Here is a 10,400-nt window from a genome sequence, read left to right as displayed (position 1 = left end):
GCAGGCCTCATCGCTTGAGCCGGTTATGCAGCCGAGTTGCCCTCGATGCACCCCGCGTCAGTTAATGTGACATCACCTGTTTCGTCTACCCGCCAAGAACCATTGCTCATGCGCAGGTGCGGACGAATGCGCTTGTCCAGTTCGGGAGCGTAAGCCTGGATCCACCGAAAGAGGGTCGTGTGGTCCACCTTAACGCCACGGTCCGCAAACATCCGCTCGAGATCACGATAGCTGATCGGGGACTGCAGATACCAGCGGAACGCCCACAGAATGATCTCCGCCGTGAATTGTCGACCCTTGAACGGGTTCTTGCTTCCTTGCTTCACCGTCAGTCTCTCGCAGCACCTGGCTGTCATAGCTCAGGCGGAGCAAGCTTTAAAGCTGCAACCGAACCCCTTCCCGCACACCTGCAACTCGCGGCAGAGGGGATCTGTCGCAAGATTTGCGACGTAACCAGTAGATCCTCCAAGGAGAGATCTGCACGATGCTCAGAACTCGCTGGCTTCGTCTTTGCCGCTGTTCAGGACTTGCTTCCAGCCCCAGTGCAGGAGCGACGGGTCATCGCTGTCGACGCCGCGGGTGAGCAGGATATCATGAATTTCTTCAAGGCGATTGATCGTGGCGGGGCCGCGCTTGAGACCGATGATCACCATAAGAATTTCGAGCATAAGCAGTTGGACTACATAGGCGTCGGTGCCCACCCGCATCGTCGCATCGTGAGGCACGTCGATGCTGAGCACGATGTCGGCGATTGTGGCCAGCGGTGTGTTCGTTTGAGTCAGAGCGATCACTGTGGCACCGTGCTCCTTGCCAACCGCCGCGGCTTCGAGAAGAGCGGGCATGCGGCCGACATAGGAGATCGCGAACAGCACGTCTTCTTCCGTCTGCGTAGCCGCCGCGACGAGTTGGAGATGAGCGTCGGAAAATGCATTTGTGGTGATGCCGAGCCGGAACAGTCGTGCCTGCATGTCCATGGCGAGAAAGTTCGAGGTCGCCCCGGTTCCGAAGCAGTCGACGCGCCGGGCGCGGTGCATAATCTCGGCCGCACGTTCGATGTCCGCAGGTACCAGCTGATTCTGCCAGTCGGATAGAACCGAGGTGGTGCTGCCAACGATGTTGCGAACGACTTCCGCAGTGCTGTCGCCCGGCGTCACGCTGCGATGCAGGTAGGGTGCACCGACAGCGAGAGCAGCAGCCAGTTTGAGTTTCAGGTCGCGCAGGCCGTCGCACCCGACCGCGCGGGCAAAGCGAACAATAGTCGGGGCGCTAACACTGGCCCGCGAGGCGAGGTCCTCGACATTGGCCTGCATCGCCCAATGCGGGTTTTCGAGAACCATCGCGGCAATGCGCTTCTGTCCCGCCGACATAGACACCAGGCTCGTGTTGATGGACCGAAGAATATCCGAACCGGGATCCGGTGAAAGGTTCAGAACGGGAGATTCCTTTATCATGCCGCCGCCGGCTCTTCGTCGTATGCGATGTCATAGTGACAGGCGAACCTGTGGCCCCCGCCGGTTGAACGCAACATTGGAACGGTGCGGGCACATTCTTCCGTCGCCGCCGGGCACCGGGTGCGAAACACGCAGCCTGAGGGAGGCGCCATGGGTGATGGGATGTCGCCTGTGAGCATCCGGCGGATTTTCGGTGCGTCCGGGTCAGCCTTTGGGGAGGCCGCAAGCAGCGCTCGCGTGTAAGGATGGCGCGGCCTCTTCGAAATATCGTCCGACGAGCCAATTTCCATGACCCGCCCGAGATAGAGCACTGCGATGCGGTCGCACATCAGCTCGACCACATCAAGATCGTGGGATATGAAGAGCATCGCAAGCCCGAAGCGCTGCCGCAGATCCTGCAAAAGGTTGATCACCTGCGCCTGGACGGAGACGTCCAGCGCCGAGACCGGCTCGTCGGCAACGATCAGCTTTGGTTCGACCGCAAGGGCACGGGCTATTCCAATGCGCTGGCGCTGACCTCCGGAGAACTCGTGCGGAAAGCGGGACAGGTGGGCTGCCTGCAGCCCGACGGTTTCCAGGAGTTCTCCGATGCGCTCGGTGCGGCGGGTTCCACTTGCGATCCGGTGGGCATCGAGTGCCTCCCCAACGATCTCGCGCACACGCAGCCGGGGATTCAGGCTTGCATAAGGATCTTGAAAGATCATCTGCGCGTTGCGGCGAAGGACCTTCAGGTGCCGCTCAGGCAGTTGTGAGATGTCCTGGCCTTCGAAGCGGATGGCACCTGCTGTCGAATCGATCAGTCGCAGAATGAGTCGGCCGATCGTGCTTTTTCCCGAACCGGATTCTCCGACCAAGCCTAGGACCTCACCTGGCGCGATATCAAAGCTTACATCTTCCACGGCGCGCACGAGCTGCGGTGCTCGTCCGAAATATTTTGTCAGACCTTCGACTGCCAAAAGCGGTGCAGCATTCATGCGAGGACCTCCCTCCACCTCAGGCAGCGGACGCTGCGTTCCGTTTCGTCATCCAGTGTGACCGCGCCCGTACGGCAGATATCCGCAGCCAGCGTGCAGCGCGGAGCAAAGCTGCACCCTTCCTTGACGAACTCGACGGAACCGGGAATGGACTGTACCACCCTGCGGCCATCCTCCCGATGCCGTGCGCGAGCCGGCAGACAGTTCAGCAGAGCACTTGTGTATGGATGCCGCGGCGCCTGGAAGATATCCTTGACGGAACCGGTCTCCACCACCTGACCCGCATACATCACAGTTACCCGGTCGGCGACCTCCGCAACGACGCCGAGATTGTGCGTGATAAACAGAACCCCCATGCCAAGGTCCCGCTGCAGGCGCGCGATTAGCGCCAGGATCTGAGCCTGGATAGTCACGTCAAGCGCCGTGGTCGGTTCGTCGGCAATCAGTAGGGCAGGATTGCAGGACATCGCCAACGCAATCATCACCCTCTGTCGCATGCCGCCCGACATCTGGTGCGGATACTCGTGAATACGATCTCGTGCGTTTGGGATCTCCACCAGGCCGAGCATCTCTTCCGCCCGACGCAGCGCGGCCCCATGGCCGATGCCCATATGCAGGCGTACGGACTCGGCGATCTGTTCGCCGACGGTCAGGACCGGGTTGAGGCTGGTCATAGGCTCCTGGAAGATCATCGCGATTTCAGAGCCCCGCAGCTTGCGCAATTCCGGCAGAGGCAGGGTTACGAGATCGGTCACTTCTCCTGACCTCCTGCGGAACAGGATCTGCCCTCCCGAGACCCGTCCGGCTGGGCGCGGCAGAAGCCCCATAGTGGCGAGGCTTGTCACGGATTTCCCGGACCCCGACTCGCCCACGAGAGCCACGGTCTCACCGGCGGCGACGGAAAGTGTGACCCCTCGTACCGGGGTTACTTCGCCGTCCTCAGTACGAAAGCGGACTTCGAGGCCCTTGATCGAGAGAAGGTGCGGGGTGTCCATCGTCACAGTGTCTTCCGCAGTTTGGGATCGAGCATGTCTCGCAAGCCGTCGCCGACGACCTGCAGCGAAAGAGCCGCGAGAACAATGGCGAGGCCGGGGAAGAGCACCACCCAGAAGGAACTATCGGCATATTGCTGGCCGGACGCGATCATGGTTCCCCAGGTTGGCACCTCCGGCGGAACCCCTGCCCCCAGAAAGGACAGCCCAGCCTCGGCCAAGACCGCGTAAGCGAAGATGAAGGTCGCCTGGACCAGCACCGGCGAAGCGACATTCAAAAGGATATGCACGGACAGAATCCGGCGTGTAGAGACCCCCAACGCACGGGCCGCCTCGACGAAGGGCAACTCGCGAACAACGAGGGTAGAGGCGCGGACCACCCTGATCACCCGCGGCGTATAGACGATCGAGAGTGCCAGCACGACGTTGAAGGCGGAAGCACCGAGGACGGCCACCAGGAAGATCGCCAACAGGATATCGGGGAGCGCCATCATGGCATCCACGAACCGCATGACGAGGCCATCGAGTGACCTGAAGTAGCCGGCCAGCAACCCGAACAGAGTTCCGACAGTCATCGACACGAGCACAACGGCGAAGCCGATGCCGAGCGACGCGCGGGCCCCGTAGATGATGCGTGAGAGAATGTCTCGTCCGAACTCGTCAGTGCCCAGCCAGTTAAGCTCGCCAGGGGGCTTGAGCCGGCGGATGATCTTGATGGAGGTCGGCTCGTAGGGAGAGATCCACGGCGCGAGCAGCGCCATCAGCACGATGACGGCGAGGACGATGAAGGCCGCCAACACGAGTTTCCTTCGAAACATGCGTCGGAAGAACAGGATGGCAGGTGTCTGGACCATGATCAGTACCGGACCCGAGGATCGGCTAATGTGTAAATGATGTCGGTCAGCAGGTTGATGAGCACGTAGACCGCTGCCACGACGATGAGGGCACCCTGAATGACCGGGTAGTCTCGTCGCAGCACGGCGGAGACTACGAGATTGCCGATGCCGGGAAGCCCAAAAACGGTCTCGGTCACAATAGCACCACCGACCAGCAGGGCCGCCGTGAGGGCGACCACAGTGACGATGGGAACAAGGGCGTTGCCGAAGGCATGCCGGAGCACCACACGGGCCTCGGAGAGGCCTTTCGAGCGCGCCGTTCTGACATAATCGTCGCTCAACACGTCAAGCAAGCTGGCTCGCGTGAAGCGGACGATTAGGGCCGAATTGACAATCCCTAGAACAGTGGCGGGGAGCGCGAGATGCGCAAGGCGCTCAACGAAGGGCGCGCCCGGCTCGCCGTAGCCTGCTACGGGGAACCAGCCGAGGCGGACGGCAAACAGCTGGATGAAGATGAGACCAAGCCAAAAGCTCGGAATGTTGGCCGCCAGCATTGCGAGGCCGCTGACGATCTGGTCCACGGGACGCCCGCGCCATACCGCCGATACGATGCCGGCCGGGATGCCCACCAGAGCCGCGATGGTCACGGAAAAGAGTGCCAGAAAGAAGGTAGGCTCGGCTCGTTCCGCGATCGCCTGAATAACGGGGCGCTGCAGGAAGATTGAGTGTCCTAGATTGCCGCTGGCGATCTCCTTGAGCCACAGCACGAACTGGACGAGGATCGGCTTGTCGAGACCGTAGACCTGCCGCAACTGGGCAATGTCTTCAGCCGTCGCCTGATCTCCGAGCATGAGTGCCGCCGGATCTCCCGGAGCGAGCCGCGTCAGGAAGAAGACCATCGTGGCCACGAGAAACATGACGATCATGAGGCTGACGAGGCGCTGGCCGAGCTTGAGCCACATTGCTCTAGTCTCCAGAAGGGGCAGAGGCAAAGGGTCCGCCTCTGCGCGTGTTCAACAAGAACGTTGGACTTGTATCCGTTTTCGACGCCTTTGCATCAGAAACTGGCGAGGCGGCGGCACCCTGGCCTTTCGGTCGGGATGTCGCCGCCCAGAGTGTTACTTGGTGAGTTCGACGTTCCAGAAAGCTGGCATCATCATGGGTGTGTAGCCCTTCATCTTGCCCGAGACGCCGCTCAGCGCGGCAAAGTTTCCGACCCGGATGTACGGCACTTCATCGTAGATGACCTGCTGGACCTTGCCCCACAGAGGCCCGCGCTTCGCGGGGTCCGACTCGCCATTGAAGGCTGCGAGGGCCGCGTCCTTTGCGGGCGTCTTCCACCAGCCCGGCGCGCCGTCGCCGAGCTGCGGCGGGGAGAGCATCGGGTCCGGCATGAAGGCCGAGTGGGTGATGTACACGTCCCAGAGTGCCGGATCGCCGCGACGTTGGACCAGTGTGGACCAATCAACCACGTCGAGGGAAACTTTGAACCCTGCCGCTTTCAGTTGCTCCGCCATCATGAGTGCCATGCGATGGTGGAAATCATACTGCTTGGAGTTCAGGATGCGGATCGGAGATCCGTCGTACTTGGCTTCTGCGAGCAGCTTCTTGGCACCGTCCGGATCGCCCTTGTTGTATTTGTCGACATCTGCGGTCGAGTTGAACGGAGATCCCTTCGGAAAATGCTCGCCGGTGACAGTAAAGAACTTCGGCTCGCCGAACGCTGCAAGCAGGAGCTCTTCCGTATTCAACGCCATCTGAAAGGCCTGGCGGATCTTCGGATCGGCCATGGGTCCCTGCTTGGTGTTGGTTGGGATATACGGGAAACCGTAAGGCATCGTCAGGACGGCGTTGACGCCCGAGGCGGTTGAAACCTTCTTGTAGCTTTCGACGGGCAACTGGTCGGCGAATTGATATTGCCCCGCGATGACGCCTTCGACCCTGGTGTTGGCGTTCGGGACGGGAATGAAGCGCAGTTCGTCGATTTTCGCCTCTCGCTTACCCGCATAACCGTCCCCAGGCTCGCCCCGCGAGGAGTAGGCTTCGTTCTTCACGAGTACAACGTATTGATCCGGCTTGCGCTCACGGAACTTGTAGGGGCCGGTACCGATGAACTCGACGAGTGGATTGGCAATCGACTCCTTCGCCATGATCACGGCGAAGCCCGACGGGAGCGCAAGATGCGCGAGCAACGCAGGCTGAGGCTCGGAGAGCACGATTTCGACTGTCGAAGGACCTTTTGCGGAGATCGATGTGATGCTCTTCGCAAGCGCCTTGCCGCGCGGCGTCAGGTCCACCCAACGCTTGAGCGAAGCGACGACGTCCTCAGAGTCGAGCTCGCGGCCGTTGTGGAATTTCACGCCCCGACGAATCTCGATGGTGTATGTCTTACCGTCGGCAGAGATTTCCGGGCTCTTAGCGGCCAGCATGGGCTGCACTGCCGAGTGGCTGTCGAAGGTGAACAATGGCTCATAGACGTGCTGCATAATGATGCTGACAAGGTCGGCCGTGGACGCCATCGGGTCGAGCGATTGCGGTTCGCCGATCATCGCTAGGTTGGCACTGGTCTTTTCCTGCGCCCATGAGGCACTGGGTCCAAGGAGCACGGATGCGGCCACCCCAGCGGCGGCGAGCCCCAGTCCACGGCGCGTGAATGCGCCGGTGCGATCCCTCTGAGTCTTCATGTGGTCCTCCATTGATGCCCATGCCTGTAAGAGTGTTCCCTCATCTCTAAGTTGGGCAATAATGAAAGTTTATTAATCTGTTTGATCGGCTGTCAATTGCCTTGACCGGATTTCCTGCCAGTCTTACGCCATAGGGGTCAGCCACATTGGTTGCAGAAGCCCGACAGCTTCTGGGTCGATGTAATTTTCTTTCGTTCATGCAGGGATCGTATCAAGGAGCCTATCTGACATGAGTATTGATCTCGTTCTGCGGGGTGGACGCGTCATCGACCCATCTCAGTCCATCGACCGGGTGGCCGACGTGGCCTTTTCAGGCGGAAAGGTCGTTGCGATCGGCGACAATCTCGTGGAGGGCGCACACGCCATAAAGGACGTCGCGGGCAAGATCGTTACACCAGGGTTGATCGATCTCCATACGCATGTCTACTGGGGCGGAACCTCCCTTGGCGTGGACCCCCTTGTGCTCGCGCGGGGAGGATGCACGACGCTGGTCGATACGGGAAGCGCAGGCCCAGGAAACTATCCGGGCTTCCTCGAGCACGTCATCAAGCCGTCACCCGTGCGCATTATCGCCTATCTCAACGTCTCATTTGCGGGCATCTACGGCTTTTCCAAGCGTGTGATGGTCGGAGAGAGCGGCGATCTGCGCCTCATGGCGCCCATCGACGCGGTCGAGGTCGCCGCGGCCAATCGTGATACCCTGGCGGGGATCAAGGTGCGCGTTGGCTTCAATGCGTCAGGTAATTCGGGCATCGTTCCGCTGGACATCGGCCGTCAGGTGGCCGACCGCCTCGACATGCCGATGATGGTCCACATCGATATCCCGCCGCCAACCCTCCCGGAGGTTTTGGAGCGTATGCGCGAAGGCGACGTGCTGACTCATTGTTTCAGGCCGTTCCCCAATTCGCCCGCAACTGCGGATCGCAAGGTTCACCCGGCCGTGATCGACGCGCGCCAAAGGGGTGTGATCTTCGATGTTGGACACGGTATGGGATCCTTCGCGTTCGATACTGCGAGGGTCATGCTGGACAATGATTTCATGCCAGACTGCATCTCGAGCGACGTGCATGCCCTCTGCATTGACGGACCAGCCTTCGACCTTCTGACCACCATGTCAAAATTCCTTTGCCTTGGCATGCCCCTGGTCGAGGTGATCAGGGCCGCGACCGAGAACCCTGCTAAGGCTCTCAAGCGACCAGAACTGGGCACGTTCCGCCCCGACAGCGCTGGCGATGCATCGATTCTGGAGCTGCAGAACGGTGCCTTCGACTACGTTGACTCCACTGGGGAAACTCTTTCCGGAGAAAGCCGCCTCGTGGCCACGGGCGTCGTCATCAACGGTCAAGTGTGGCACGAAGCTTGAAAGGAGACGGAATATGACGCCCGAAGAAAGAATTGCTGCTCTGGGTCTTGTGTTGCCCGAGGCTCCGATCCCGGTCGCCAATTATGTGCCATACCGCTTCGCCGGAAACCTCCTGTATCTCTCCGGCCAAGGCCCCAAGCGCGCCGACGGAACATACCGGCCAGGCCGCCTCGGTCGAGACGCGACCATCGAGGAGGCCTATGAGGATGCCCGTCTGACGGGTCTTAATTTGCTCGCGGTGGCGAAATCAGCCCTTGGCGAACTGAGCCGCATTGATGCCGTTGTGAAACTGCTCGGCATGGTCAATGCGGAGCCGGATTTCTCTGACCATCCCAAGGTTATCAACGGGTGCTCGGATTTCCTCGTGGAGGTGCTAGGCGAAGCCGGGCGTCATGCTCGCGCGGCCGTCGGAATGGGATCGCTGCCCAACCGGATGACTGTCGAGATTGAGGCCATTCTTCTCGTTCGGGACTGAAAAGGACAGCCATGAGCATTGAAGCCCTAAAGGCCGAAGTTGCACGCCGGTTCGGGACGCCTGCGGTGGTGGTCGATCTCGACGTCGTCGAGCGCAACATCGCTCGGGTGCAGGCCCTGTGCGATGCGGCCGGCATCGCCAGCCGGCCTCACATCAAGACGCACAAGAGCCCCGTCATCGCCGCCATGCAGCGCGACGCGGGCGCTCGCGGCATCACCTGCCAGAAGCTCGGGGAAGCCGAGGTCATGGCCGAGAGCGGCCACGACGACATCCTGATCTCGTACAACATCCTGGGCGAGGAGAAGCTGGGCCGCCTCGGCCGGCTGCTGTCGCGCACGAAGGTCACGGTTGCGGCCGACAATCCAGTGGTCGTCGCTGGCCTGCCGCAGGCAGCCGCGATCGCAGGCCGGGATCTGGACGTGGTCGTAGAATGCGACACTGGGCGCAAGCGGGCCGGGGTCGAGACGGTGGCGGAGGCCGTTGCGCTCGCCCGGGACATCGCCGCCCGGCCCGGACTCTCGTTTGCCGGCTTCATGCTGTACCCGCCGGAGAACGTCATGGCCGAGACGCAGACCTTCCTCGATGCGGCGACCGCCGGCGTCCGGGAGATGGGCCTCGAGCCCCGCATCGTCTCCTCGGGCGGAACCCCCAACCTGCCCAATCTCGGCAAGATCAGGGGCGTGACGGAGCACCGGGCCGGGACGTCCGTTTTCAACGACCGCATGATGCTGGCGGCCGGCGTCGCAGGGTTGGAGGATTGCGCCCTGACGGTCTATGCGACGGTGGTCAGTCGGGCAGGCCCTGAGCGAGGCATCCTCGATTCCGGCTCGAAGACCCTGACGAGCGATACCGGCGGCCTGGAAGGGCACGGCCTGATCCTCGAGCACCCCCAGGCCAAGATCGCCCGCTTTGCCGAGGAGCACGGCTTCCTCGATCTCTCCGCCTGCAACGACCGCCCGAACATCGGCGACGTGGTGCGCATCGTGCCGAACCATGTCTGCGTGGTAGTGAACATGGTGGATCGGCTGATCGCCTTGCGTGGAGACCAGATCGTCGGCGAATTGTCGGTCGCCGCCCGCGGTCGCCTGACTTGACCTGCTCCCGGCCCGACTTCGCCTAAGCAGGGGCTAACCACTTGGATCATCGAGCGCGAAAGTGAGATCCGACTTTGCTGGACATGATGGCCCCAACCAAACGGAAAGCAACGGGTTCTGTCGCAAACTCGGTTTTTACTTGTTTATACTGGCGAGCTCACGTTGGCCGGTTGCTGTAGAATCAACGGCTTAGCGGTGCCGCCATGACCGAAAATGGCGACGAAAAGCGCCTATACTTCGAGTTTGCGACAGAACCTTTTTCGCCCCAGATAAAAAAATACTGGGAAGAGCTCGGCACGGAGGTCCAACCCTTCGAAGCATCATCTCCGATTTTCGTTGTCGATGAGGATTTTTCGGCCTGGCATGTGCCAAATAGGGCCGCAAAGACCCCAGTGCTTGTGATGCTGCCCGATTTTCGCAGCTTTGCTCATTCCTCAAACAACGGCTTGGTAAGTGCCGGGCTAGCCTGGGGGATTTTCCGGTTCGCTCGGTGTGAGGGATAGTGGTGTCCCCTTCCCTTCTTTTCGTTCT

General features: G+C 61.0%; 10 protein-coding genes and 1 pseudogene. 4 read left to right on the top strand and 7 right to left on the bottom strand.

All coding sequences use genetic code 11. From position 1 onward, the window contains the following. Positions 1-77: 77 nt before the first annotated feature. The 7 genes and pseudogenes from JKL45_RS19525 to JKL45_RS19495 form a co-directional block, all read right to left on the bottom strand. Positions 78-326 (bottom strand): annotated as a pseudogene (locus JKL45_RS19525) (IS6 family transposase); the annotation flags it as partial. 162 nt (positions 327-488) lie between these two features. Continuing rightward, complete coding sequence (locus JKL45_RS19520) at positions 489-1,451, bottom strand: MurR/RpiR family transcriptional regulator (protein ID WP_201863250.1); 963 nt, start codon at positions 1,449-1,451, stop codon at positions 489-491. Further along, positions 1,448-2,425: an ABC transporter ATP-binding protein gene (locus tag JKL45_RS19515; RefSeq protein ID WP_201863249.1), complete on the bottom strand. Its 978-nt coding sequence runs from the start codon at positions 2,423-2,425 to the stop codon at positions 1,448-1,450. Before JKL45_RS19515 ends, JKL45_RS19520 begins: the two co-directional genes overlap by 4 nt. Continuing rightward, positions 2,422-3,420: an ABC transporter ATP-binding protein gene (locus tag JKL45_RS19510; protein ID WP_201863248.1), complete on the bottom strand. Its 999-nt coding sequence runs from the start codon at positions 3,418-3,420 to the stop codon at positions 2,422-2,424. The genes JKL45_RS19515 and JKL45_RS19510 overlap by 4 nt, the downstream gene beginning before the upstream one ends. A 2-nt stretch (positions 3,421-3,422) precedes the next feature. Then, positions 3,423-4,271, bottom strand: a complete 849-nt coding sequence (locus JKL45_RS19505; protein WP_201863247.1) for an ABC transporter permease — start codon at positions 4,269-4,271, stop codon at positions 3,423-3,425. 2 nt (positions 4,272-4,273) lie between these two features. Then, complete coding sequence (locus JKL45_RS19500) at positions 4,274-5,215, bottom strand: ABC transporter permease (protein WP_201863246.1); 942 nt, start codon at positions 5,213-5,215, stop codon at positions 4,274-4,276. Positions 5,216-5,371: 156 nt separating this feature from the next. Further along, complete coding sequence (locus JKL45_RS19495; RefSeq protein WP_201863245.1) at positions 5,372-6,937, bottom strand: ABC transporter substrate-binding protein; 1,566 nt, start codon at positions 6,935-6,937, stop codon at positions 5,372-5,374. A 229-nt stretch (positions 6,938-7,166) separates the two neighbouring features. On the opposite strand from JKL45_RS19495, the gene JKL45_RS19490 reads away from it, so the two are divergent. The 4 genes from JKL45_RS19490 (at position 7,167) to JKL45_RS19475 (ending at position 10,372) form a co-directional block, all read left to right on the top strand. Then, positions 7,167-8,300: an amidohydrolase/deacetylase family metallohydrolase gene (locus JKL45_RS19490; RefSeq protein ID WP_201863244.1), complete on the top strand. Its 1,134-nt coding sequence runs from the start codon at positions 7,167-7,169 to the stop codon at positions 8,298-8,300. A gap of 13 nt (positions 8,301-8,313) precedes the next feature. Continuing rightward, positions 8,314-8,775, top strand: coding sequence for a RidA family protein (locus tag JKL45_RS19485; RefSeq protein ID WP_201863243.1), 462 nt, complete (start codon positions 8,314-8,316; stop codon positions 8,773-8,775). An 11-nt stretch (positions 8,776-8,786) separates the two neighbouring features. Next, the gene (locus JKL45_RS19480; RefSeq protein ID WP_201863242.1) at positions 8,787-9,869 is read left to right on the top strand and encodes a D-TA family PLP-dependent enzyme; all 1,083 of its coding nucleotides are present in this window, start codon (positions 8,787-8,789) and stop codon (positions 9,867-9,869) included. Between the two features lie 203 nt (positions 9,870-10,072). Continuing rightward, positions 10,073-10,372, top strand: a complete 300-nt coding sequence (locus JKL45_RS19475; protein ID WP_201863241.1) for a hypothetical protein — start codon at positions 10,073-10,075, stop codon at positions 10,370-10,372. Positions 10,373-10,400: the final 28 nt, after the last annotated feature.

The organism is Microvirga soli (genome assembly GCF_016734765.1).
GTDB classification, from domain to species: Bacteria; Pseudomonadota; Alphaproteobacteria; order Rhizobiales; family Beijerinckiaceae; genus Microvirga; species Microvirga soli.
This window is presented reverse-complemented; position numbering and strand designations above follow the sequence as displayed.

Coding starts and splice junctions, on each gene's coding strand:
- JKL45_RS19520 (WP_201863250.1), bottom strand. CDS start 1,451: ATGATAAAGGAATCTCCCGTTCTGAACCTTTCACCGGATCCCGGTTCG.
- JKL45_RS19515 (WP_201863249.1), bottom strand. CDS start 2,425: ATGAATGCTGCACCGCTTTTGGCAGTCGAAGGTCTGACAAAATATTTC.
- JKL45_RS19510 (WP_201863248.1), bottom strand. CDS start 3,420: ATGGACACCCCGCACCTTCTCTCGATCAAGGGCCTCGAAGTCCGCTTT.
- JKL45_RS19505 (WP_201863247.1), bottom strand. CDS start 4,271: ATGGTCCAGACACCTGCCATCCTGTTCTTCCGACGCATGTTTCGAAGG.
- JKL45_RS19500 (WP_201863246.1), bottom strand. CDS start 5,215: ATGTGGCTCAAGCTCGGCCAGCGCCTCGTCAGCCTCATGATCGTCATG.
- JKL45_RS19495 (WP_201863245.1), bottom strand. CDS start 6,937: ATGAAGACTCAGAGGGATCGCACCGGCGCATTCACGCGCCGTGGACTG.
- JKL45_RS19490 (WP_201863244.1), top strand. CDS start 7,167: ATGAGTATTGATCTCGTTCTGCGGGGTGGACGCGTCATCGACCCATCT.
- JKL45_RS19485 (WP_201863243.1), top strand. CDS start 8,314: ATGACGCCCGAAGAAAGAATTGCTGCTCTGGGTCTTGTGTTGCCCGAG.
- JKL45_RS19480 (WP_201863242.1), top strand. CDS start 8,787: ATGAGCATTGAAGCCCTAAAGGCCGAAGTTGCACGCCGGTTCGGGACG.
- JKL45_RS19475 (WP_201863241.1), top strand. CDS start 10,073: ATGACCGAAAATGGCGACGAAAAGCGCCTATACTTCGAGTTTGCGACA.